This window comes from Streptomyces sp. SKN60, assembly GCF_026236535.1.
GTDB lineage: Bacteria > Actinomycetota > Actinomycetes > Streptomycetales > Streptomycetaceae > Streptomyces.
Genome location: NZ_JAHTMW010000001.1, coordinates 601,339 through 625,001, shown reverse-complemented (window position 1 = coordinate 625,001; position 23,663 = coordinate 601,339). Strand labels below are relative to the sequence as shown.

Annotated in this window: 17 protein-coding genes; 10 read left to right on the top strand and 7 right to left on the bottom strand. The window is 71.9% G+C overall.

From position 1 onward, the window contains the following. Positions 1-38: 38 nt before the first annotated feature. Positions 39-971 carry a phosphatase PAP2 family protein gene (locus KV205_RS02895; protein ID WP_265861836.1) on the bottom strand — a complete coding sequence of 311 codons (933 nt, stop codon included), beginning with the start codon at positions 969-971 and terminating at the stop codon, positions 39-41. A gap of 75 nt (positions 972-1,046) precedes the next feature. Beyond that, a complete protein-coding gene (locus KV205_RS02890) occupies positions 1,047-2,078 on the bottom strand; it encodes a LacI family DNA-binding transcriptional regulator (RefSeq protein ID WP_265861835.1) in 1,032 nt (343 codons plus the stop codon). 352 nt (positions 2,079-2,430) lie between these two features. On the opposite strand from KV205_RS02890, the gene KV205_RS02885 reads away from it, so the two are divergent. From KV205_RS02885 to KV205_RS02850, 8 genes are all read left to right on the top strand, one after another. After that, positions 2,431-3,711 carry an extracellular solute-binding protein gene (locus KV205_RS02885; RefSeq protein ID WP_265861834.1) on the top strand — a complete coding sequence of 427 codons (1,281 nt, stop codon included), beginning with the start codon at positions 2,431-2,433 and terminating at the stop codon, positions 3,709-3,711. A 54-nt stretch (positions 3,712-3,765) separates the two neighbouring features. Then, entirely contained in the window at positions 3,766-4,788 is a 1,023-nt protein-coding gene (locus KV205_RS02880; protein ID WP_265861833.1) for a carbohydrate ABC transporter permease, read from the top strand. Further along, on the top strand, positions 4,782-5,693 hold the full coding sequence (locus tag KV205_RS02875; protein WP_370416700.1) for a sugar ABC transporter permease: 912 nt from the start codon (positions 4,782-4,784) through the stop codon (positions 5,691-5,693). The genes KV205_RS02880 and KV205_RS02875 overlap by 7 nt, the downstream gene beginning before the upstream one ends. Positions 5,694-5,761: 68 nt before the next feature. Beyond that, positions 5,762-7,447, top strand: coding sequence for a glycoside hydrolase family 13 protein (locus tag KV205_RS02870; RefSeq protein WP_265861832.1), 1,686 nt, complete (start codon positions 5,762-5,764; stop codon positions 7,445-7,447). Further along, entirely contained in the window at positions 7,435-8,502 is a 1,068-nt protein-coding gene (locus tag KV205_RS02865; RefSeq protein ID WP_374214604.1) for a LacI family DNA-binding transcriptional regulator, read from the top strand. The genes KV205_RS02870 and KV205_RS02865 overlap by 13 nt, the downstream gene beginning before the upstream one ends. 135 nt (positions 8,503-8,637) lie before the next feature. Next, complete coding sequence (locus KV205_RS02860) at positions 8,638-10,341, top strand: carbohydrate-binding module family 20 domain-containing protein (RefSeq protein ID WP_265861831.1); 1,704 nt, start codon at positions 8,638-8,640, stop codon at positions 10,339-10,341. A 153-nt stretch (positions 10,342-10,494) separates the two neighbouring features. Further along, positions 10,495-15,804 (top strand): pullulanase-type alpha-1,6-glucosidase, encoded by a 5,310-nt coding sequence (pulA, locus tag KV205_RS02855; protein WP_374214608.1) that lies wholly within the window; start codon positions 10,495-10,497, stop codon positions 15,802-15,804. Between the two features lie 118 nt (positions 15,805-15,922). Then, positions 15,923-16,246: a 5-carboxymethyl-2-hydroxymuconate Delta-isomerase gene (locus KV205_RS02850; protein WP_265861830.1), complete on the top strand. Its 324-nt coding sequence runs from the start codon at positions 15,923-15,925 to the stop codon at positions 16,244-16,246. A gap of 8 nt (positions 16,247-16,254) precedes the next feature. Here the strand turns inward: KV205_RS02850 and KV205_RS02845 are convergent, their stop codons facing one another. After that, positions 16,255-16,974, bottom strand: a complete 720-nt coding sequence (locus tag KV205_RS02845) for a TetR/AcrR family transcriptional regulator (protein WP_265861829.1) — start codon at positions 16,972-16,974, stop codon at positions 16,255-16,257. 38 nt (positions 16,975-17,012) lie between these two features. Here KV205_RS02845 and KV205_RS02840 point away from each other — a divergent pair, with 38 nt between their 5' ends. Then, positions 17,013-17,351 (top strand): hypothetical protein, encoded by a 339-nt coding sequence (locus tag KV205_RS02840; protein WP_265861828.1) that lies wholly within the window; start codon positions 17,013-17,015, stop codon positions 17,349-17,351. Positions 17,352-17,361: 10 nt separating this feature from the next. Here the strand turns inward: KV205_RS02840 and KV205_RS02835 are convergent, their stop codons facing one another. The 4 genes from KV205_RS02835 to KV205_RS02820 form a co-directional block, all read right to left on the bottom strand. Continuing rightward, entirely contained in the window at positions 17,362-18,420 is a 1,059-nt protein-coding gene (locus KV205_RS02835; RefSeq protein WP_265861826.1) for a PDR/VanB family oxidoreductase, read from the bottom strand. Continuing rightward, positions 18,420-19,307, bottom strand: a complete 888-nt coding sequence (locus KV205_RS02830) for a metal-dependent hydrolase (protein ID WP_265861824.1) — start codon at positions 19,305-19,307, stop codon at positions 18,420-18,422. Before KV205_RS02830 ends, KV205_RS02835 begins: the two co-directional genes overlap by 1 nt. A 201-nt stretch (positions 19,308-19,508) precedes the next feature. Further along, a complete protein-coding gene (locus KV205_RS02825) occupies positions 19,509-21,470 on the bottom strand; it encodes a hypothetical protein (protein ID WP_265861822.1) in 1,962 nt (653 codons plus the stop codon). A gap of 81 nt (positions 21,471-21,551) precedes the next feature. After that, positions 21,552-22,361, bottom strand: a complete 810-nt coding sequence (locus KV205_RS02820) for a tyrosine-protein phosphatase (protein ID WP_265861820.1) — start codon at positions 22,359-22,361, stop codon at positions 21,552-21,554. 169 nt (positions 22,362-22,530) lie between these two features. On the opposite strand from KV205_RS02820, the gene KV205_RS02815 reads away from it, so the two are divergent. After that, positions 22,531-23,226: a hypothetical protein gene (locus KV205_RS02815; protein WP_265861818.1), complete on the top strand. Its 696-nt coding sequence runs from the start codon at positions 22,531-22,533 to the stop codon at positions 23,224-23,226. The last annotated feature ends 437 nt before the right edge of the window (positions 23,227-23,663 follow it).

Here is a 23,663-nt window from a genome sequence, read left to right as displayed (position 1 = left end):
CCCGGCGCTCAGCGGCTCAGCGCTCAGCGGCTCAGCGCTCAGCGCCCGGAGCGGGATCCGGAACCGGAGCCGACCTTCTCGTCCTCGTCGGCGTCCGCCGCTTCCTCCGCCTCCGTGCGCGGACCGCCCCGCGTGACCCCCTGCGGCGTCGACGCGGCCGGCTCCACCAGCTTGGGCAGCTTGTGCGGGCGGGCGCCGAACCAGACGTACGAGACGGCGAAGCCGAAGGTCAGGCAGATGATGCCGCCGACCGCGTCCATCCAGAAGTGGTTGGCGGTGGCCACGATGACGACGAGGGTGGCCATCGGGTAGAGCAGGCCCAGGATGCGGGCCCAGGGGGCCTTCGCCAGGAGGAAGATCGTCAGTCCGCACCACAGCGACCAGCCGATGTGCATCGACGGCATCGCCGCGTACTGGTTCGACATGTGCTTGAGGTTGCCCGAGGCCATCGAGCCCCAGGTGTGGTGGACCAGGACGGTGTCGACGAAGTTCTGGCCGTTCATCAGGCGCGGCGGGGCCAGCGGGTACAGGTAGTAGCCGACCAGGGCCACACCGGTGGTCGCGAACAGGACCGTGCGGAACGCCGCGTAACGGCCCGGGTGCCAGCGGTACAGCCACACCAGCACACCGATGGTGACCACGAAGTGCAGGGTGGCGTAGTAGTAGTTCATCGACACGATCAGCCATGTCACCGAGTTCACGGCGTGGTTGACGGTGTGCTCGAAGGCCAGGCCGAGGGTGTGCTCGGCCTGCCAGATCCAGTCGGCGTTCTTGAGCGCCTGGGCCTTCTGCTCCGGTACCGCGTTGCGGATGAGCGAGTACAGCCAGTAGCTGACGGCGATGAGCAGGACCTCGAACCAGATCCGCGGCCGCCGCGGCGTCCGCGCGCGCAGGCGCGCCCAGCCGCCGGCCACGATGGGTGCCGACGGGTTCGTCCGGCTTTCCAAACTCTTCACGGTCGTTTCACCCATAGGAGAGAAGTCTGCCAGATGCCGTCCCCTCGACCGATCATCCCTCCGACGGGTATCGGGCGCACCTGCTCCGCCTCAGGGACTAGGGGTTGCCGGCGGTGCCGAGGCGGTCGAGCCGCGGACCACCAGCTCCGGCATGAAGACGAACTCGCTGTGCGGGGCCGGGGTGCCGCCGACCTCCTCCAGGAGGGCCCGGACCGCGGCCTGGCCCATCGCCTGCACGGGCTGGCGGATGGTGGTCAGCGGCGGGTCGGTGAACGCTATGAGCGGGGAGTCGTCGAAGCCGACCACCGACACGTCCTTCGGCACCTGCAGGCCCCGCTCCCGGGCGGCCCGGATCGCGCCGAGCGCCATCATGTCGCTGGCGCAGACGATCGCGGTGCAGCCCCGGGCGATGAGCGCGGCGGTGGCGGCCTGGCCGCCCTCCAGGGTGTAGAGCGAGTGCTGGATCAGCTCCTCGGTCTCCTCAGGGTCGAGGCCGAAGCGCTCGCGCATGCCCTTGCGGAAGCCCTCGATCTTGCGGAGCACCGGCACGAAGCGCTTGGGGCCGACGGCCAGGCCGATCCGGGTGTGCCCGAGCGCGGCCAGGTGCGTCACGGCGAGCACCATCGCGGCCCGGTCGTCGGGGGAGACGAAGGGGGCCTGGATCTTGGGGGAGAAGCCGTTGATGAGGACGTACGGGACGCCCTTGCCGCGCAGCTGGTCGTAGCGGGTGGTGTCGGCCGTCGTGTCGGCGTGCAGGCCGGAGACGAAGATGATGCCGGCGACGCCGCGCTCCACCAGCATGTCGGTGAGCTCGTCCTCCGTGGACCCGCCGGGGGTCTGGGTGGCGAGCACCGGGGTGTATCCCTGCCGGGTGAGGGCCTGCCCGATGACCTGCGCGAGCGCGGGGAAGATCGGGTTGTCCAGTTCGGGGGTTATGAGGCCGACCAGGCCCGCGCTGCGCTGGCGCAGCCGTACGGGACGCTCGTAGCCGAGCACGTCGAGTGCGGCGAGCACGGATTCACGGGTGGCCGCGGCCACACCGGGCTTGCCGTTGAGCACGCGGCTGACTGTGGCTTCACTGACCCCCGCCTGGGCTGCGATGTCGGCGAGCCGCGCGGTCATGGGAGTGGACTGTACCGGTCGGGCGTCGGATTGCCCACCGAACGCGGCTTCCGGCCGCCTTCGCGACCCTTGCGCAAGTCCTTGCAAGCCGGTGACGGCGTGCCGATGCCGTGTCCCGTACGGGAAGGGAGGGGCGGAGGGCCTCCTTCCAGGGCTGTCAAGCGGCTCGTCGGCAACCTTAGGGACACGCGGATGTAACGATCGCCGTGCCTTGCAGAAATTTCACGCAAGCTCTTTCGGCGCGTTTTCATCCCTGTTACGTTCCTGGCAACCCGGCGCGCCGCGAGGGAGCGGTCGCATGAGGAAGGTGTTCCAGCCCCTCGTCCATCCGGGACCATCGATAGGAGTTCACATGCGGCGTGGCATAGCGGCCACCGCGCTGGTCGCGGCCCTGGGCGTGACCCTGGCGGCGTGCGGCGGGAGCGACAGCGGTTCCACCGGCGGGGACACGAAGGGCTCGGGCGAGCTCTCCGGCACCGTCACCTGGTGGGACACCTCCACGGTCGGTTCCGAGGACAAGGTCTTCAAGAAGATCGCCGAGGACTTCACCAAGAAGCACCCCAAGGTCACCGTCAAGTACGTCAACGTGCCGTTCGGCGACGCCCAGAACAAGTTCAAGAACGCCGCCCAGTCCGGCACCGGCGCTCCCGACGTGATCCGCTCCGAGGTCGCCTGGACCCCGGACTTCGCGAACCTCGGCTACCTCGCCCCGCTCGACGGCACCGCCGCGCTGAAGGACCAGGACGACTTCCTCAAGCAGGCCGCCGCGTCCACCAAGTACAACGGCAAGACCTACGCCGTGCCGCAGGTCATCGACTCCATGGGCATCTTCTACAACAAGAAGATCTTCAAGGACGCCGGCGTCGAGGTCCCCAAGAACATCGACGAGCTGAAGTCCGTCGCCACCAAGATCAAGCAGAAGACCGGCAAGACCGGCCTGTACCTGCGCGGCGACGACGCCTACTGGTTCCTCTCCTTCCTGTACGGCGAGGGCGGCGACATGGTCAACGCCGACACCAAGACCGTCACCATCGACAACCCCGCCGGCGTCAAGGCCTTCAAGACCGTCAAGGACCTGGTCGACTCCAAGGCCGCGATCACCGACGCGACCAACGGCTGGGACAACATGCAGGCCGCCTTCAAGGACGGCAAGGTCGCGATGATGATCAACGGCCCGTGGGCCGTCGCCGACACCTACGCCGGCAAGGAGTTCGCCGACAAGGCGAACCTCGGCATCGCCCCGGTCCCGGCCGGCTCCGCCGCCCAGGGCGCCCCGCAGGGCGGCCACAACCTCGCCGTGTACGCCGGCTCCAAGAACATGGCCGCCTCGTACGCCTTCGTCGAGTACATGAGCTCGACCGAGGTCCAGGCCCAGGTCGCCAAGGAGCTCAGCCTGCTCCCGACCCGTACCTCCGCCTACGGCAAGACGGAGGTGGCGACCAACGAGATGATCACCTTCTTCAAGCCGGTCGTCGAGAAGGCCGTCGAGCGCCCGTGGATCCCGGAGGGCGGCAGCCTCTTCGCCCCGCTGGTCACCGAGTACACCAAGGTCCTCACCAACCAGACCACCCCGGAGCAGGGCGCGAAGACGGCGGGCGACTCCTACCGCAAGCTCCTGAAGGACTGGAAGTAACCAACCCCGTGCCGGGGACGGCATGAGGAAGCGGGAAGGAAGGCAGACCGGCTGATGGCTGTGGACACCAGCAGCCAGTCGGTGGCGAAGGCCGCGGGCGACAGCGCCCGCGGCCGGAGCCGCGGAACTGGCAAGCGGAACGGTGGATCCCGGGGCGCCGCACGGCGATCCCTCTCCACCCACTGGTACGCCTGGGCGATGGTCGCCCCGGTGGTGCTCGTGATCGGCGTGATCATCGGATACCCGCTGGTCCGCGGCATCTGGCTGTCGCTCACCGACGCCAACGAACGCAATGTGGAACGCTCCATCGGCGTCAACCACATCCCGGCGACCTACGAGTTCGTCGGCGTCGACAACTACGTCGACGCGCTCACCGGAAACCAGTTCCTGGCCACCCTCGGCTGGACCCTGGTGTGGACGGTGGCGTGCGTGTCGGTGACCTTCGCCCTCGGCCTCGTCCTCGCGAACATGCTCCACCGCAAGATCGCCGGCCGCGGTGTCTACCGCATGCTGCTGATCCTGCCCTGGGCCGTCCCCGGCTTCGTCTCCGTCTTCGCCTGGCGCTTCCTCTACGACGAGCGCCGCGGCATCCTCAACCAGGTGCTCGCGGGCGGCGGCATCGACGCCGTCCCGTGGCTCAACGACCCCACCTGGGCCAAGTTCTCGGTCATCGCCGTCAACGTCTGGCTCGGCGTCCCCTTCATGATGGTCGCCCTGCTCGGCGGTCTGCAGTCCATCCCCGGCGAGATGTACGAGGCCGCCGAGATGGACGGCGCCAACGCCTGGCAGCGCTTCCGGCACATCACCCTGCCCGGCCTCCGGTCCGTCAGCACCACGGTGATCCTGCTGAGCACCATCTGGACCTTCAACATGTTCCCGGTGATCTTCCTGCTCACCCGGGGCGGTCCCGGCGAGGCCACCCAGATCCTGGTGACCCAGGCCTACAAGTTCTCCTTCGAGATCAGCCCGCGCGACTACGCGCAGTCCTCCACGTGGGGCGTGCTGATCCTGATCCTCCTGATGGTCTTCGCCGCGATCTACCGGCGGGTCCTCCGCAAGCAGGGAGAAGTCTGGTGACCACCACGACCCCCGCGACCACCGCACCGCGCCACGCGCAGAACCGCGCCACGGCCCCGGCCCGCAAGAACGTCCGCCGCCGTGGCAGCCGTTCGCCGCTCGCCTCCGCCGGGCTGCACCTCGGCCTGATCGTCGCCTCCGTGATCGCCGTCTTCCCGGTGCTCTGGGTGCTGCTGACCTCGCTCAAGCCGGCGAAGTACGCGACCACCACGGACTTCGTGAAGGAGCCGACGCTCGAGAACTACACGAACCTGCTGAACGACACCCCGTTCCTCACCTGGTTCGGCAACTCGCTGCTCGTCGCCGCCCTCACCACCCTGCTCGGCGTCTTCGTCTCCTCCACCACCGGCTACGCCGTCAGCCGCTTCCGCTTCCCCGGCAAGCGCGGGCTGATGTGGACCCTGCTGATCACCCAGATGTTCCCGGTCGCCGTCCTCATCGTGCCGATCTACAACATCATGGCGTCGATGGGCCTGCTCAACACCTCGACCGGCCTGGTCGTCACGTACCTGACCATCGCCGTGCCGTTCTGCGCGTGGATGATGAAGGGCTTCTTCGACACCATCCCGAAGGAGATCGACGAGTCCGGTTACGTCGACGGGCTCACCCCCTTCGGCACCTTCTGGCGGCTCATCCTGCCGCTCGCCAAGCCGGGCATCGCGGTCACCGCGTTCTACTCCTTCATCACCGCCTGGGGCGAGGTCGCCTACGCCTCCGCCTTCATGGTCGGCGACGAGAACATGACCCTCGCCGGCGGACTGCAGAAGTTCGTCAACCAGTACGGCGCCCAGTGGGGCCCGATGACCGCCGCCTCCGTGCTCATCGCCATCCCCGCCGCCCTGGTGTTCCTCTTCGCCCAGCGCCACCTGGTGACCGGCATGTCGGCCGGCGCCGTCAAGGGCTGAGCCGAAGAGCGCCCGTGGCCGCGCACCCCGTGCCCGCACCCACACCCTCCTTACGAAGCAAGGAAGACATGACCCAGCACCTCGCCGCCCCCGCCGACGCCGCAACTCCCACCGGCACGCCGTCGGGCTGGTGGAGAGACGCGGTGATCTACCAGGTCTATCCGCGCAGCTTCGCCGACGGCAACGGTGACGGCATGGGCGACCTGCCCGGCATCCGCAGCCGGCTGCCGTACCTCAAGGCGCTCGGCGTCGACGCCGTCTGGCTGTCCCCCTTCTACGCCTCCCCGCAGGCCGACGCCGGCTACGACGTCGCCGACTACCGGGCCATCGACCCCATGTTCGGCACCCTGCACGACGCCGACGCGGTGATCCGCGAGGCCCACGCGCTCGGCCTGCGGATCATCGTCGACCTGGTCCCCAACCACTCCTCCGACCAGCACGAGTGGTTCCAGCGCGCGCTGCGCGAGGGCCCCGGCTCCCCGCTGCGCGAGCGCTACCACTTCCGTACCGGCAAGGGCGCGAACGGCGAACTCCCGCCCAACGACTGGGAGTCCATCTTCGGCGGCCCCGCCTGGACCCGCACCGAGAACCCGGACGGCACCCCCGGCGACTGGTACCTGCACCTCTTCGCGCCCGAGCAGCCCGACTTCAACTGGGAACACCCCGCCGTCCGCGACGAGTTCCGCTCGATCCTGCGCTTCTGGCTCGACATGGGCGTCGACGGCTTCCGCGTCGACGTCGCCCACGGCCTGGTCAAGGCCGCGGGCCTGCCCGACATCGGCAGCCACGACCAGCTCAAGCTGCTCGGCAACGACGTCATGCCCTTCTTCGACCAGGACGGCGTCCACGAGATCTACCGCTCGTGGCGGAAGGTGCTGCAGGAGTACGACGGGGAGCGCGTCCTCGTCGCCGAGGCCTGGACCCCCACCGTCGACCGCACCGCCAACTACGTGCGCCCCGACGAGATGCACCAGGCCTTCAACTTCCAGTACCTGGGCACCCACTGGGACGCTGCCGAGCTGCGTACGGTGATCGACGCCTCGCTCGCCGCGATGCGCCCGGTCGGCGCCCCCACCACCTGGGTGCTCTCCAACCACGACGTCACCCGGCACGCCACCCGCTTCGCCAACCCGGCGGGCCTCGGCACCCAGCTGCGCACCCCCGGCGACCGCGAACTCGGCCTGCGCCGGGCCCGCGCCGCGACCCTGCTGATGCTGGCGCTGCCCGGCTCCGCCTACGTCTACCAGGGCGAGGAGCTCGGCCTGCCCGACGTCACCGACCTGCCCGACGAGGTCCGCCAGGACCCGTCCTTCTTCCGGGCCACCGGCCAGGACGGCTTCCGCGACGGCTGCCGGGTGCCGATCCCGTGGACCGCCGAGGGCTCCTCGTACGGCTTCGGCGCCGGCGGCTCCTGGCTGCCGCAGCCCGCCACCTGGGCCGCGCTCAGCGTCGAGGCGCAGACCGGCGACCCCGGCTCCACCCTGGAGCTGTACCGCAGCGCGCTCGCCGTGCGCCGCGAGCGCCCCGAACTCGGTGCGGGCGAGTCCGTCGAGTGGCTGGAGGCACCTGAGGGTGTGCTCTCCTTCCGCCGTGACGGATTCGTCTGCACCGCCAACACCACCGGCCGGGCCATCTCCGTCCCGCTGCCCGGCCGGTTGCTCCTCTCGTCCGCCGATTCGGCCGGCGAGGAGATCAGGATCGTCGACGACGAGGCCGTGCTGCCCGCCGACATCACCGCCTGGTGGGCGGTGTGACGATCCCCCTGCCGCGGGGCGCCGGAGGGGGCGCCCCGCGGCTCGCGGACATCGCGGCCCAGTCCGGGGTCAGCGAGGCCACCGTCAGCCGGGTCCTCAACGGCAAGGCGGGCGTGGCCGGCGCGACCCGGCACAAGGTGCTCGCCGCGCTCGACGTGCTCGGCTACGAGCGTCCCGTACGCCTCAAACGGCGCAGCGCCGGCCTGATCGGCCTGGTGGTGCCCGAGCTGACCAACCCGATCTTCCCGGCCTTCGCCCAGGTCGTCGAACAGGTCCTGGCCGGGCACGGCTACACCCCGGTGCTCTGCACCCAGATGCCCGGCGGCGCGACCGAGGACGAGCTGGTCGAGCAGCTGGTGGAGCGCGGGGTGGCCGGCATCGTGTTCCTGTCCGGGCTGCACGCGGACGCCTCCGCCGACCCGGCCCGCTACACCCGACTCGCCGACCGCGGTGTGCCGTTCGTCCTCATCAACGGCTTCAACGAGCACATCGACGCCAACTTCGTCTCGCCCGACGACCGGGCCGCGGCCCGGATGGCCGTACGGCATCTGGTGGAACTCGGCCACGAGCGGATCGGGCTCGCCATCGGGCCGACCCGCTACGTCCCCTCGCGCCGCAAGGCCGAGGGCTTCGCCGCCGAGCTGCACGCCCTGCTCGGCGTCGAACGGGAGGAGGCCGAACGGTTCGTGCGGCCCACCCTGTTCGGCGTGGAGGGCGGGCACGCCGCCGCCGACCTGCTGCTCGCCGAGGGCTGCACCGGCATCGTGTGCGGCTCCGACCTGATGGCCCTCGGCGTGGTCCGGGCGGCCCGCGCCCGGGGCCTCGACGTGCCCCGGGACGTCTCGGTGGTCGGCTTCGACGACTCCCCGCTGATCGCGTTCACCGACCCGCCGCTGACCACCGTGCGCCAGCCGGTGCAGGCCATGGCGACGGCGGCGGTCGGCGCGCTCCTGGAGGAGATCGAGGGAAACCCGGTGCAGCGCACGGAGTTCGTGTTCCAGCCGGAGCTGGTGGTACGCGGCTCCACGGCAGCGGCGGCTGCGGCGATCCCGTAACTCCTTGCGCAAGATGTTGCGTTCGGTTGTTCGAAGTATTGACCGCACGCCTGTACGCCCCTACGGTCGCGGCTGAAAACAGTTGCTGTCATTTTCGGCAACTTCTTGCGACAGGGACGTCGTACAGGAGGAAACATGGCCCGAAAGACCGTGGCCGCTGCACTCGCCCTCGTGGCGGGAGCCGCTGTGGCCGTCACGGGAGCCCCCACCGTTCAGGCCGCCCCACCCGGCACGAAGGACGTCACGGCCGTGCTGTTCGAGTGGAACTTCGCCTCGGTGGCGAAGGCCTGCACCGAACAGCTCGGCCCCGCCGGTTACGGATACGTGCAGGTCTCCCCGCCTCAGGAACGTATCCAGGGCTCGCAGTGGTGGACGGCCTACCAGCCGGTCAGCTACAAGATCGCCGGCCCGCTCGGCGACCGCACCGCCTTCAAGAGCATGGTCGACACCTGCCACGCCGCCGGGGTGAAGGTCGTCGCCGACTCCGTCATCAACCACATGGCCGGCCCGGCGGACCCCAACGCCACCTACACCGGCACCGGCGGGTCCGGCTACAGCAAGTACAACTACCCCGGCGTCTACTCCGGCTCCGACCTGGACGACTGCCGCGCCAGCGTCTCCAACTACCAGGACAAGGCGAACGTCCAGAACTGCGAGCTCGTCGGCCTCGCCGACCTCGACACGGGCGAGGACTACGTCCGCGGCAGGATAGCCGGGTACCTCAACGACCTGCTGACGCTCGGCGTCGACGGCTTCCGCATCGACGCCGCCAAGCACATGCCGGCCGCCGACCTCGCCGACATCAAGTCGCGCCTGACGAATCCTTCCGTCTACTGGAAGCAGGAGGCCATCCACGGCGCCGGCGAGGCCGTCTCACCGAGCGAGTACCTCGGCAACGGCGACGTCCAGGAGTTCCGCTACGCCCGCGACCTCAAGAGGGTCCTGCAGGGCGAGAAGCTCGCCTACCTCAAGAACTTCGGCGAGGCCTGGGGCTACATGCCGTCCGGCCAGTCCGCCGTCTTCGTCGACAACCACGACACCGAGCGCGGCGGCGACACCCTCAACTACAAGAACGGCGCCCAGTACACCCTGGCCTCCGTCTTCATGCTCGCCTGGCCGTACGGCTCCCCGGACGTCCACTCCGGCTACGAGTGGACCGACAAGGACGCCGGCGCGCCCAACGGGCACCAGGTGAACGCCTGCTACAGCGACGGCTGGAAGTGCCAGCACGCCTGGCGCGAGATCTCCTCCATGGTGGCCTTCCGCAACACCGCCCGCGGGCAGGCCGTCACCGACTGGTGGGACAACGGCAACAACGCGATCGCGTTCGGCCGGGGCAGCAAGGCGTACGTGGCCATCAACCACGAGTCCGCCGCCCTCACCCGCACCTTCCAGACCTCCCTGCCCGCCGGCACCTACTGCGACGTGCAGAGCGGCGGCTCGGTGACGGTCAACTCCGCCGGCCAGTTCACCGCCACGGTGCCCGCCGACACGGCCGTCGCCCTGCACACCGGTGCCATGAGCTGCACCACCCCGCCGGCCACCGCCACCGGCGCCTCGTTCAACGTCACCGCCACCACCGTGGTGGGCCAGAACATCTACGTCACCGGCAACCGCCCCGAGCTCGGCGCCTGGTCCCCGACGGCGGCCCTGAAGCTCGACCCGGCGGCGTACCCCGTCTGGAAGCTGACCGTCCCGCTCCCCGCCGGCACGTCCTTCGAGTACAAGTACCTCCGCAAGGACGCCGCCGGAAACGTCACCTGGGAGTCCGGCGCCAACCGCACCGCGACGGTCCCTTCCTCGGGCCAGCTCGTCCTGAACGACACCTTCCGTAACTAGCGCCTGCGCGGCGCGAAGCTGCCGCGTCCCGCCGGGGGTGTGGGGCCCAGCCCCCGCGCCCTCACCACCCCCCCTTCCCCCCAGCCCCCGGCAGGGTTTCGGGAAGGGGCGGGGTGGGGGAATTCCAACTCTCCGAGGAGCAACGTGTCCCGCATCGGACGGCGGCAAAGCGCCGTCACCACCCTCCTGGCCACCCTCGCCGTCGGCCTGACGCCCGTCACGCCCGCTGCCGCCGGCACCGCGCCCCCCGCCCCGCCCTCCGACCGCGCCCTCGCCGCGACCCCCGCCCGGCACGACCTCACCCGCGAGCAGTTCTACTTCGTGCTGCCCGACCGCTTCGCCAACGGCGACCCGGCCAACGACCGCGGCGGTCTCACCGGCAGCCGCACCGCCACCGGCTTCGACCCGACGGACAAGGGGTTCTACCAGGGCGGCGACCTCAAGGGGCTGACCGAGCGCCTGGACTACATCAAGGGGCTCGGCACCACCGCCATCTGGATGGCGCCGATCTTCAAGAACCGGCCCGTGCAGGGCGAGGGGAAGGACGCCAGCGCCGGCTACCACGGCTACTGGATCACCGACTTCACCCAGGTCGACCCGCACTTCGGCACCAACGACGACCTGAAGAAGCTGATCGCCGCCGCCCACGCCAAGGGCATGAAGGTCTTCTTCGACGTCATCACCAACCACACCGCCGACACCGTCGACTACGCCGAGAAGAAGTACGGCTACCGCCCCAAGGGCGCCTACCCCTACCTCGACAAGACCGGCCGCCCCTTCGACGACCGCACGGCCGTCGGCAAGGTGGACGCGGACTCGTTCCCGTACACGCCCGTCCAGAAGACCGAGACCGGCACCAAGGTCCCCGCCTGGCTCAACGACCCCACGATGTACCACAACCGCGGCGACTCCACCTGGGCCGGCGAGTCCGCCGAGTACGGCGACTTCGTCGGCCTCGACGACCTGTGGACCGAGCGCCCCGAGGTCGTCGAGGGCATGAAGAGGATCTACGAGAAGTGGGTCCGCGACTTCGATATCGACGGCTTCCGCATCGACACGGTCAAGCACGTCGACCTGGACTTCTGGACCCAGTGGGCCACCGCCCTGGACGCGTACGCGAAGCGGCAGGGCCGCGAGGACTTCTTCATGTTCGGCGAGGTCTACTCCGCCGACACCTCCGTCACCAGCCCGTACGTCACCCGTGGCCGGCTCGACGCCACCCTCGACTTCCCCTTCCAGGACGCCGCCCGCGCCTTCGCGTCCCAGGGCGCCGGCGCCGACCGGCTCGCCAAGGTCTTCGCCGACGACTACAAGTACGGCTCCGACAAGGCCAACGCCTACGAGCAGGTCACCTTCCTCGGCAACCACGACATGGGCCGCGTCGGCACCTTCCTCAAGCAGGACCACCCGGACGCGAGCGACGCCGAACTCGTCCAGCGGGCCCGGCTCGCCAACGAGCTGATGTTCCTCAGCCGCGGCAACCCCGTCGTCTACTACGGCGACGAGCAGGGCTTCACAGGCCCCGGCGGCGACAAGGACGCCCGCCAGACCCTCTTCGCCTCGCGGACCGCCGACTACCTCGACGACGACCAGCTCGGCACCGACCGCACGCACGCGACGGACGCGTACGACACCGGCCACCCGATCTACCGCTCCATCGCCGAGCTGTCGAAGCTCACGAAGGCCAACCCCGCCCTGCGCGACGGCGTCCAGCAGGAGCGCTACGCCGAGGGCTCCGTCTACGCCTTCTCCCGTACGGACGCCAAGGCGAAGACCGAGTACCTGGTGGCCACCAACAGCGCCACCGAGCCCAAGACGGTCACCGTGCCCGTCGACTCGGCCAACTTCCGCACCCTGTACGGGGGCCGGGGCGCCGTCGCCGCGAAGGACGGGGTGGTCACCGTCACCGTCCCGGCGCTCTCCTCCCTCGTCCTGAAGGCCGACGCGCCGCTGCCCGCCCCCGCCACCGCGCCCGCCGTCACCCTCAAGGCCCCGGCCGCCGGCGCCACCGGCACCGTCGAGCTGTCCGCCGACGTCACCGGCGGCGGCCTCAACCGGGTCGTCTTCGCCGCCCAGGTCGGCAACGGACGCTGGCAGACCCTCGGCGCCGCCGACCACGCCCCGTACAAGATCACCCAGTACGTCACCGCGCCCGCCGGCACCGCCCTGCGCTACAAGGCCGTCGCGGTCGACGCCGCCGGCCGCACCGCGAGCGCCCTGGCCACCAGCACCGCCGGTCAGGCCCCCGCCCCCGAGAAGCCCGTGGCCGTCGAGCGCACCTACGCCGTCGTCCACTACAAGCGCGAGGACGGGAACTACGACGGCTGGAAGCTGAAGGCCGCGGACCAGGAGGCCGCGTTCACCGGCCGCGACGCCTACGGCGCCTTCGCCTGGGTCCGCGTCCCCGAGGGCGCGTCGACCCTTGCGTACACCGTGGAGAAGGACGGGGCCGCCGACGGCCCGCAGCGAAGCATCAGCCTCGGCCGCACCGGCGAGGTCTGGATCACGCAGGGCGCCGACGGCCAGTCCGACACCAACCCGGCCCCCGCCCCGCAGGACAAGACCAAGGCCGTCATCCACTACCAGCGCGCCGACGGGAACTACGACGGCTGGGGCCTGCACCTGTGGACCGGCGCCGCCCAGCCCACCGACTGGTCCAGGCCGCTGATGCCGACCCGCGTCGACGCGTACGGCGCCGTGTACGAGGTCCCGCTGGCGGAGGGCGCGAGCTCGCTGTCGTACATCGTCCACAAGGGCGACGAGAAGGACCTGCCCACCGACCAGTCGCTCGACCTCGCCACGTACGGCAACGAGGTCTGGCTGCTCGCCGGACAGCCGAAGTACCTGCTTCCGACCACCGGCGGCGCCCCGAACCTCGACCTCGGCAAGGCCGAGGCGCAGTGGATCGACCGGGCCACGGTCGTCTGGAAGGTGAAGGCGACCGACGCCACCAGCCAGCAGCTGGTGTACGCGCCGGGCACGGCGGCCGGCGGCATCACCGTCACCGACGGCGCCCTCAGCGACGAGGGCCGCTGGCTCCGGCTCAACGCCTCAAGCCTCACCGACGCCCAGAAGGCGAAGTACCCGCACCTCAAGGACTACCCGGCCTTCACCGTCGACCCGCGGGACGCCGACCGGGTCCGGGACTCCCTGCGCGGCCAGCTCGTCGCCACCCAGCGCGCCGCCAACGGCGCCCTGCTCGCCGCCACCGGCGTGCAGACGGCGGGCGTCCTCGACGACCTGTACGCGCCGAAGGCCACGAAGGCCGCCCTCGGTCCGGTCTTCCGCAACGGCCGACCCACTCTGTCGCTCTGGGCCCCCACCGCGCAGTCCGTCGCCCTCGAACTCGACGGCAGGACCGTGCCGATGCGCCGCGACGCCGCCTCCGGCGTCTGGTCGGTCACCGGCACCAGGGACTGGGCGGGCAAGCCGTACCGCTACGTCGTGAAGGTGTGGGCGCCGAGCGTCCAGAAGCTCGTCGAGAACCGGGTCACCGACCCGTACTCCACCGCCCTCACCACCGACTCCGCCCGCAGCCTCGTCGTCGACCTCGCCGACCCCCGGCTCGCCCCCAAGGGCTGGCAGGGCCTGAAGAAGCCGGCCGCCGTGCCGCTGCGCGACGCACAGATCCAGGAACTGCACATCCGCGACTTCTCCGTCGCCGACCCCACGGCGAAGGCCGACCACCGCGGCACCTACCTCGCCTTCACCGACCTCGGCAGCGCCGGCTCGCAGCACCTCAAGGCGCTCGCCGACTCCGGCACCTCCTACGTGCACCTGCTCCCGGCCTTCGACATCGGCACCATCCCCGAGAAGAAGTCCGACCGCACCGAACCCGCCTGCGACCTCAAGGTCTACGCGCCCGACTCGGAGGAGCAGCAGGCCTGCGTCGCCGCCGCGGCGGCCAAGGACGCCTACAACTGGGGCTACGACCCGCTGCACTACACGGTGCCGGAGGGCTCGTACGCCACCGACCCCAACGGCCCCCGCCGCACCGTCGAGTTCCGGCAGATGGTCCAGGCGCTCAACGGCGAGGGCCTGCGCACCGTCATGGACGTGGTCTACAACCACACCGTGGCCGCCGGCCAGTCCGACAAGTCCGTGCTCGACCGCATCGTGCCCGGCTACTACCAGCGCCTCCAGGCCGACGGCTCCGTCGCCACCTCCACCTGCTGCGCCAACACCGCGCCCGAGAACGCCATGATGGGCAAGCTCGTCGTGGACTCGGTCGTCACCTGGGCCAAGCAGTACAAGGTCGACGGCTTCCGCTTCGACCTCATGGGCCACCACCCCAAGGCCAACATCCTCGCCGTGCGCGCCGCGCTCGACGCGCTGACCGTCGAGAAGGACGGCGTCGACGGCAAGGCGATCATCCTCTACGGCGAGGGCTGGAACTTCGGCGAGATCGCCGACGACGCCCGCTTCGTCCAGGCCACCCAGAAGAACATGGCCGGTACGGGCGTCGCCACCTTCTCCGACCGGGCCCGCGACGCCGTCCGCGGCGGCGGCCCCTTCGACGAGGACCCCGGCATCCAGGGCTTCGCCTCCGGCCTCTACACCGACCCCAACGGCTCCGCCGCCAACGGCACCCCGGCCGAGCAGAAGGCCCGCCTCCTGCACTACCAGGACCTCATCAAGGTCGGCCTGACCGGCAACCTCGCCGGGTACAGCTTCACCGACAGCTCCGGCCGTACGGTCAAGGGCTCCGAGGTCGACTACAACGGCGCCCCGGCCGGCTACGCCGCCGCACCCGGCGACGCCCTCGCCTACGCCGACGCCCACGACAACGAGAGCCTGTACGACGCGCTCGCCTTCAAGCTCCCGGCCGGGACCTCGCCGGCCGACCGGGCCCGGATGCAGGTCCTCGCCATGGCCACCGGCACCCTCTCCCAGGGCCCGGCGCTCGCCCAGGCGGGCAGCGACCTGCTCCGCTCCAAGTCCCTCGACCGCAACTCGTACGACAGCGGCGACTGGTTCAACGCGATCCACTGGGACTGTCGCGACGGCAACGGCTTCGGACGGGGCCTCCCGCCGGCCGCCGACAACAAGACCAAGTGGTCGTACGGCAAGCCGCTGCTCGTCAACCCGGCCCTGACGGTCGGCTGCGCGGAGATCGACGGCGCCTCCGCCGCCTACCGCGACCTCCAGAAGATCCGCACCACCGAGCCCGCCTTCTCCCTCGCCACGACCGCCCGCGTCCAGGACGCCCTGTCCTTCCCGCTGTCCGGCCGCGACGAGACCCCGGGCGTGATCACCATGCGCCTGGGCGACCTGGTCGTCGTCCTCAACGCGACCCCGGGCAGCACCACGCAGCAGGTCGCCGAGCTGGCCGGCAAGGGCTACCGCCTGCACCCGGTCCAGGCCGCAGGCTCCGACGCGGTGGTGAAGTCCGCCGCGTACGACAAGGCCTCGGGCACCTTCACCGTCCCGGCCCGCACGGTGGCGGTCTTCACCGCCCGCTGATCCGCACCCAGCCCCCCACGGGACACAAGGGACCGTCTGCTCGGTGGACGGTCCCTTGTGCGTGGGGCGGGGGCGGGGTCAGGCTGGGCCCGACATCCGCATCACCAGGAGTGACCCCATGCCGTTCATCACCGTCGACTACTCCGCGCCCCTCGACCGGCGCGGCTTCGCGCTCGCGCTGCACCCGCTCGTCGCGGAGACCGTCGACGCCAGCGTCGAAGCCTGCAAGACCCGCTTCCGGGAGGTCGAGGAACTCGTCGTCGGCGACGGCTCCGGCGACGGCACCGTCGTGCACGTGGAGATCGCCCTGCTCACGGGCCGCACCGACGAGGCCAAGTCCCGGCTGCGCAAGGCCGTCCTCGCGCTCGTACCGGAACACCTCAAGGAGACGGACGGCGTGCACGTCTCCGCCGAGGTGCGCGACCTCGACCCGTCCTACTGACCGGGGACCTACTGACCGGGTGCCTGCTGACCGGGGACCTGAGGCACCAGCGCCACGAGCCGGCCCACGAGGTCGCCGAACGGCCCGTCGGCCGGCTCGTCGGCGAGCATCCCCACCACGAGCTCCGCCATCTCCTCGTCGTACGCCGCGCTGACCGCGGTGAGCGCCGCGAAGTCGTGCACGAGCTGCAACTCCAGCTCCGCGCGCGGCACCCGGCGCCCGTCCAGCCACAGCAGCGCCGTCGACTCGGCGAGCGACACCCAGGAACGGACGACCAGTTCGAGCCGCGCCGAGGGCTTCTCGACCTCCAGGTGCGCCAGGATCTGCTCGTACGCCGCCTGCCGCACCTCGTCGATCATCGCGTTCGTCGTCGACGAGCCGACCGCGGGACCGCCCCGCATCAGCGCGGCGAAGCCCGGCCCGTGGTCGTCCACGAAGTCGAAGAAGCGGCCCATCACGCGCAGCAGCCGCGCCCCCAACGGGCCCTGCGGCGGCTCCAGGAAACGGGCGGCCAGCTCGTCGGCCGCGCGACGCAGGGCCGCCTCGTACAGGGACTGCTTCCCGGGGAAGTAGTGGTAGACGAGCGGCCGGGAGATGCCCGCGGCCGCGGCGATCTCGTCGATGGAGACCTCGTCGGGGGAACGGTGGCTGAACAGCTCAAGCGCCACCCCGATCAGCTGCTGTTTGCGCTCCTCGACGCCCATCCTTCGGCGTACCCCGGTCGTCATGCGAACAGCCTAACGGGAGTCCGTTACGCTCCCGCCACATGAGCGCTTCTGAGCAGGACATCCCGGAGACCGAGACAGAGACTGAGGCCGGGACCGAGGCCGGGACCGAGGCGGAGCCGAGCGGACTCACGCCCAGGCAGGCCCGCCTCGTACGTGTCGTCGCCGGATCGGTGCTGCTCGTCGTGACCGCCGCGGTCCTGGTGACCCGCCTGGCGGCCCATACGTCCGTCCTCGTCGTCGGCGTGTACGGGCTCGCCATGATCCTGTGCGGCGTCGTCATCGAGCTGTCCCGCAACGGGCGTACGCGGCTTGCCACTTGGCTCCTGGTGGGCGGCCTGGCCACCGCGTTCGCCCTGGACTGGCTGGTGCTGCCCTGATCCTGACCGGTCAGAGGTCCAGGACCAGCCGCTCGCCGGCGCACCGCGAGACGCAGATCAGCATCGAGTCGGCGCGCTCGGCGTCGGTGAGCAGCTCGTCGCGGTGGTCCACCTCGCCCGCCAGGACCCGCTGTTGGCAGGTCCCGCAGAAGCCCTGCCGGCAGGAGTAGAGGACGCCCGGGACCGCCTCGCGCACCGCCGAGAGCACCGACTGGTCGCCCGCGACGGTCAACGTGCGCCCGGTGCGCCGCAGTTCGACCTCGAAGGGGGTGCCGCCCTCCGTACGGGTCGCGGAGAAGCGCTCCAGATGCGGCACCCGGCCCTCGGGCAGGGCGGTCGTCACCGCGTCCATCAGACCCTCGGGCCCGCAGCAGTGCACCTCGGTCCCCTCCGGGAGCTCGGCGAGGAAGGCGAGATCGGGCCGCCCGTCGGTGTCCTCCGCGACGATCGTGGTCCGGTCGCCGCCCAGCTTCTCGACCTCGTCGAGGTACGGCATGGTGGCCCGGCTGCGCCCGCAGTACAGCAGCCGCCAGTCGGCCCCGGCCGCCTCCGCCGCGCGCAGCATCGGCAGGATCGGCGTGATCCCGATGCCGCCGGCGACGAAGACGTACGAGGGCGCGGACGCCAGCGGGAAGCGGTTGCGCGGGCCGCGGATCTCGATCTCGGTGCCCACGTGGAGCTGTTCGTGGACCTCGCGCGAGCCGCCGCGGCCGCCCTGTTCGGCCTCGATCAGCCGGGTCGCGACGGTGTAGACGTCACGCTCGCCCGGGTCGCCGCAGAGCGAGTACTGGCGGACGGTGCCGGACGGCAGCACCAGGTCGATGTGCGCGCCCGGCTGCCACTCGGGCAGCCCGGAGCCCTCCAGGCGCAGCTGGACGACCCCCTCGGCGGGCTCGGTGCGGGCGGCGACCAGGACGTGCCGGGTCACGGTGGACTGCCGGCCGCGGCCCGAGACCGGGACGTCGAGGGCGGGCATCGGCCACAGCGGGGAGGCGTCGATCCGGCGCCGCAGCGCCCGCTTGGCGAGCAGCGCGGCCCCGGCGACGAGGACGACGGTACGCAGACGCATCAGACCCGGCCTCCGTTGGCGCCGGGGGAGGCGGCCAGATAGGCGGCGGCCTGGGCGGTGGAGCCCTCCTGGGAGGGGTGGTAGTCCCGGCTGAGGTAGCGCGGGATCGCGCGCAGCAGGTCGGGGGTGGTCGGCAGCACGCCCTGGCGCCCCTTCCGTACGAACTGCCCGACGCTCGGCTTCGCGTCGAGGACCGTCGGGTCGTGCTCCATGAAGAAGCGCACCCCGCGCTGCCAGAGGAAGACCAGCGCGCCGAACGCGGTCGCCCAGGTGCGGGCCCGCCGCCGGTAGCCGCCGTCGAGGTGCATGAACAGCTCGAAGGCGACCGCGCGGTGCTCGACCTCCTCGGCGCCGTGCCAGCGCAGCAGGTCCAGCATCACCGGGTCGGCGCCGACCCGGTCCAGCTCCTCCGCGTTGAGCACCCAGTTGCCGAGGAAGGCGGTGTAGTGCTCGATGGCGGCGATCAGCGCGACCCGCTCCATCAGCCACCAGCGCCGCGGCCGCCCCGGCGGCAGCGTCCGGTCGCCGAGCAGCTTCTCGAAGAACCAGTCGACCTGCGCGGTGTACGGCGTGGGGTCGAGGCCCTGCTTCTTCAGGTGCGGCAGGACGTCGTCGTGCGCCTGCGAGTGCACGGCCTCCTGCCCGATGAAGCCGATGACGTCCGCACGCAGCCGCTCGTCGGTGATGTACGGCAGGACCTGCTTGTAGACGTGCACGAACCAGCGTTCGCCGGCCGGGAGCAGCAGGTGCAGCACATTGATCGTGTGGGTGGTGAACGGGTCGCCGGGAACCCAGTGGAGCGGTGTCTGTTCCCAGTCGAAGGAGACCTTGCGGGCCTTGAGCTCGATGTGCTCCGACGCGACCGGGGCGGGCTGCGTATTAGACATGGCGTCAATGTACTGAGGGGTAAGCCCGAGGAACAGGGGTCGCGCAGGTGCTTTTTCCCGGCTTCTTACCCGCGGTACGCCCAGGCCGTTCCTATGTGTTCCTTTCGAGGAGGCGGCCGGGGGGCGGGCCGGGCGCGCGCGTTCGGGGCCGGGCGGCACGCGTACGGAACCGGGCACGCGTACGGCCCGGGTACCCGCGGCTCAGCGCAGGGCGCCCACCCGCCGTCCGTCGTCGAGCGTCCCGGTGAGGTCCGCGCGGCTGCCGGCCGCGGCCTTCACCGCGAGCAGCGGTCCCTCCTCGCGCGCCTTCACCCCGCCCGACAGCGTCAGCGACGCGAAGTCCTTCGAGCCGGCCGCGAGCACGTACCACTGCCCGCTCCGCGCCTGCCACACCACGCCCGCGAGCACCCGCGGATCCTTCGGCCCGCACGCCGGGGTCCCCTCCGAGCGGGCGGCCGGCGCCGCGGGCCCGGTCGCACCCGGCGCCCCGAACAGCGCCAGGCTCCGGCTCCCCGTACCCCGCCAGGTCTCCGCCCGCGCGCACCACCACTCGGCGCGCCCGGCGCCCTCCGGGAGCCGCTGGGTCGCGTACGCCCAGGAGTTCACCGTCCGCACCCCGTGCGAGCTCAGCGCCGGCAGCCGGCACGCGATCCGCGCCCACTGCCCGAGCGCCGCCGCGCCCGTCACGTCGGCCGGCCGGTCGGGCGGCCCCGCGGTCAGCCGGGCCGGGGCCAGCTCGCCCAGGTCGGTGAGCAGCCGCGTCCCCGACCCGTCGCGCAGCTGGAGCGCCGACCAGCGGGTGCAGCTCGCGGCCGTCACCGGGCTCGGGATCGGCTCGGTCACCCCGGCCGCGTCCCGGGTCAGCACCCGCGGCGCCTTGCCCGGCAGGAGCAGGTCCCGGACCGCCGCCTCCCGCACCCACGGCGCCGTCAGATAGCGCACGTTGCCCCCGGCCCGGGACACCACGAGCGCCGCCGAACCCACCGCGTCCGCCCCGTCCGTACGCGCGAAGTCGAGCGCCACGCCGCTCGCGTCGCCGACCGGCTCCGCGTACCGCACCACCCGCAGTCCGTCGTGGAAGATCACCACTCGGTTCGCGTCCACCTCGCCCGCGAACAGCAGCTGCGGCGAGCCCATCGGCGGCCCCGGCGGCGTGCCCGGTGTCGCCGAGGCCCGCACGGCCGGCCCCGGCCGCGCCCACACCGCGAGCGCCCGGCGAAGCAGCGCCCGGTCCTCGGCCAGCCCGCCGCGGACCGGCCACACCGAGAAGTCGGTACGCGTCGAGATCCGCCAGTCGGCCGTCCCCACCCGCTTCAGGCCGCCCGGGTCGAGCGCCGCCTCCGCCGCCGGATTACGGGCGTACGACGGGGCCGCAGCACCGTTTCTGCCCCACCCGTCCCCCGGCAGTCCGAGCAGCGCGCCGCACACCGCCACCGCCACGGCCGCCACGAGCGCCGCCCGGCCGTGCTGGCGCCGCCGCATCAGATCCGTCGGCCGCGCCTGCAGCGAGCAGGGGTCGAACTCCGGCGACTCCAGGAGCACATACTGCGCCTCGACCCCGTCCGCCTCCGCGAGCGCCCCCTTCGGGTCCGCCACCCCGGCCGCGCCGAGCACCCGCAGCACCTCCGGATCGCCCTGCCGCTCAAGTCCGCGCAGCACGTACGCCGCCCTGGCCGGCCCGGACAGCGCGGAGAGCCGCTGGTCCAGGGCGAGTTCATCGGCGCCGCCGGCCCGCGGGAACACCCGCAGCCCCCACACCGTCGGCAGCAGCGGAGGGAACTGCGCCCGCCGGGGCAGCGCCCGGCGCCGCAGCGGCAGCCCGGCCACCAGCGCCTGCCGCAGCACCTCGCCCCGTACGAACGCGTACCCCGGGTCGACCGCGTCCTCGTCCGCCCGTCGCGCCCCCGGCACCGCCCCGGCCCCGGCCCCCGACGCCCGGCGGCGCGGCAGCGAACGCTGCACGAGCGCGTGCGCGGTCAGCACCCGGCGGTTGCGGCCGAGGGAGGGCGGAAGCACCAGATAGGCGATCCGGACCAGCCGCGGATAGTGCTCGACGAGCGCGGCCTCGGCCTGCTCGACATCGACCGGACCGGGCGGACCGGGGGCGGCGGGACCGGGGGAGTCGGGGGTGCGGGCGAGTTCCTCGGATTCCTGGCTGCTCACGTTCAGCAGAACGAGCGAATGGTGCGATGGTCACCCCGGCCGGCATCCCCCGAACGGGTCAACCGTCCGTGCCCTCGTGGCTCAGGCGGCGTGGACGGTCAGGCGCTCGCGCAGGAGGCCGACGACCTCGTCCGGGACGCCGAGCCCCTCCCGTACGTACTTCTCCATCGACCCGTGCCGGACCGCCACCTCGTCCAGGGCCGCCTCCAGATACGCCGGCACCACCCCGACGAGCGCGAGCGCCAGCTCCGGGTCGCCGCCCTGCGCCGTGAACCCCTCGATCAGCGGCCCGAACGCCTCCCGCACCCCCGGATTGACCGCCAGATACTCCGCCATCACCGTCCGCTCGTCCGCCCCAAGCAGCGACAGCACGATCGTCGCCGCCCACCCCGTGCGGTCCTTGCCCGCCGTGCAGTGGAACAGCAGCGGCCCGGCGGCCGGATCGCCCAGCTCGGTGAGGAAGGCGCCGTACGAGGCCCGCGCCGACTCCGTGTTCACGAAGGCCCGGTAGGTGCGCGCGAACGCGGCCTGCGCCCTGCCCCCGCCGAGATGCTCCTCGGCCAGCGCCGGATCCGACAGCAGGGTCTTCAGCCGGGCGGCCGGCGGCAGCCCGCTGGTCGCCAGGAAGTCCGCGAGCACATCGGCCACCACCGTCCGGATCCCCGGCCCGCCCGGCGGCAGCCGGTCCGGCCGGTCGGCCCGCTCGGCGGCGGTCCGGAAGTCGACCACCGTCCGGATCCCCAGCCCGCCCACCACCGCATCCGCCGGGTCGAGCCGGTCCAACTGCCCGGACCGGAACACCAGCCCCTCCCGCACACTGCGCCCAGCGCCGAGCGGAAGCGTGCCGAGATCACGGAGGTTGGCGACGGTGGCGGCGGGGATGGCGGGCATACGTCGACTCCTCCGAACCAGAAACGACACAGGAGAATTCCTGTTTTTCCTCTACGTCCTCTATTTCCTCTCTTTCCTCCATTCCTGCGAACCGTAACCGATGGGCCCCGGCCCGGCCCTGGGAGGCGCCCTCCCGCCCGCGCCCCCGGGATGACACCATGTCCCCACCATGACGCACCCCCGGTCGCCCCTGCGCGCCCTCCGCGCCGCGCTCTTCGCGGTGGTGTGTGTGACATTGGCGGCGATGGGCCATTCCTCCATGTCTGCCCACTCCGTCCCCCTCACCTCGCTCCTCGCGGCCTTCGCGGTGACGGGCGCGCTCGCCTGGGCGGCCGCGGGCCGCCGCCGGGGAGCGGTCGCTGTGGCGACCGGATCGACGGGTGTGCAGGGCGCGCTGCACGTGATCTTCGGGGCGGGGGAGCGGGGCGGGCTGGGCCAGGTCTTCGGGCCGGGGCAGTCCGGCGCGCCCGCCGGTGTCACCGAGGTGCCGACGGCGATGCTCGCCGACCCCTCCCTCGCGCACACGGCGCACACGGCCCACGCCATGGGCCAGGCCCCGGGCTCGGGCGCCGGCATGCTCGCCGCGCACCTGCTCGCCGCGCTGGCCTGCGGCCTCTGGCTCGCCCGGGGCGAGGCGGCGCTCTTCACCTTGGCCCGCACGGTCGGCTCCCGCGCCCGCACCCCACTGCGGCTACTGCTCGCCGCCGCCCGACTCCGACTCCCACCCCCACCGCCCCACCACCCCCTCCGCCCCACCCCCCGGACCCGCCGCCTCCACGGCGTCCTCCTCACCCACGCCGTCTCACGCCGCGGCCCACCGGCCCTGCCCGTACCCCGCGCCACGACCCTCGGAGCACTCGTCTGACGTGACCGACCGGGGGTCGCTTCTCCCTTGTCGACACACGACCTGTGTCGTACGCAGGGTGCTGGATGCCAAGTGACGCCGAACGCCCGATGCTGTACGGCGCCGGCGCGGCGGCGGATGCCTGCCGGTGAACGCCTGGCGGCGAGCGCCGGGTGGCGCATGCCTGACGGTGGAGCCTCAGGGCGACTGCTTTTCGGCGAAAGCCGGACGGCAGAGGCCGGACGGCAGGTGCCCGAGGGCCGACGCGCGTCGGCTCCCGCTCGGCAGCGTCGCGTGCCGGCGGCCGTGCCACGGCGCGCGCGCCGCCGGCCGTGCCCGCCAGGCGCCTGACGCCGGACGGCGGAGGCCGCAGGGCGAGCGCGAGCAGCCCGCTCGGGCTCGCCGCAACGGCCATGCACCCGCGCATCCGCACCCCGCGTACCCCAGGTCGACGACCC

Coding starts and splice junctions, on each gene's coding strand:
- KV205_RS02895 (WP_265861836.1), bottom strand. CDS start 971: ATGGGTGAAACGACCGTGAAGAGTTTGGAAAGCCGGACGAACCCGTCG.
- KV205_RS02890 (WP_265861835.1), bottom strand. CDS start 2,078: ATGACCGCGCGGCTCGCCGACATCGCAGCCCAGGCGGGGGTCAGTGAA.
- KV205_RS02885 (WP_265861834.1), top strand. CDS start 2,431: ATGCGGCGTGGCATAGCGGCCACCGCGCTGGTCGCGGCCCTGGGCGTG.
- KV205_RS02880 (WP_265861833.1), top strand. CDS start 3,766: ATGGCTGTGGACACCAGCAGCCAGTCGGTGGCGAAGGCCGCGGGCGAC.
- KV205_RS02870 (WP_265861832.1), top strand. CDS start 5,762: ATGACCCAGCACCTCGCCGCCCCCGCCGACGCCGCAACTCCCACCGGC.
- KV205_RS02860 (WP_265861831.1), top strand. CDS start 8,638: ATGGCCCGAAAGACCGTGGCCGCTGCACTCGCCCTCGTGGCGGGAGCC.
- KV205_RS02850 (WP_265861830.1), top strand. CDS start 15,923: ATGCCGTTCATCACCGTCGACTACTCCGCGCCCCTCGACCGGCGCGGC.
- KV205_RS02845 (WP_265861829.1), bottom strand. CDS start 16,974: ATGACGACCGGGGTACGCCGAAGGATGGGCGTCGAGGAGCGCAAACAG.
- KV205_RS02840 (WP_265861828.1), top strand. CDS start 17,013: ATGAGCGCTTCTGAGCAGGACATCCCGGAGACCGAGACAGAGACTGAG.
- KV205_RS02835 (WP_265861826.1), bottom strand. CDS start 18,420: ATGCGTCTGCGTACCGTCGTCCTCGTCGCCGGGGCCGCGCTGCTCGCC.
- KV205_RS02830 (WP_265861824.1), bottom strand. CDS start 19,307: ATGTCTAATACGCAGCCCGCCCCGGTCGCGTCGGAGCACATCGAGCTC.
- KV205_RS02820 (WP_265861820.1), bottom strand. CDS start 22,361: ATGCCCGCCATCCCCGCCGCCACCGTCGCCAACCTCCGTGATCTCGGC.
- KV205_RS02815 (WP_265861818.1), top strand. CDS start 22,531: ATGACGCACCCCCGGTCGCCCCTGCGCGCCCTCCGCGCCGCGCTCTTC.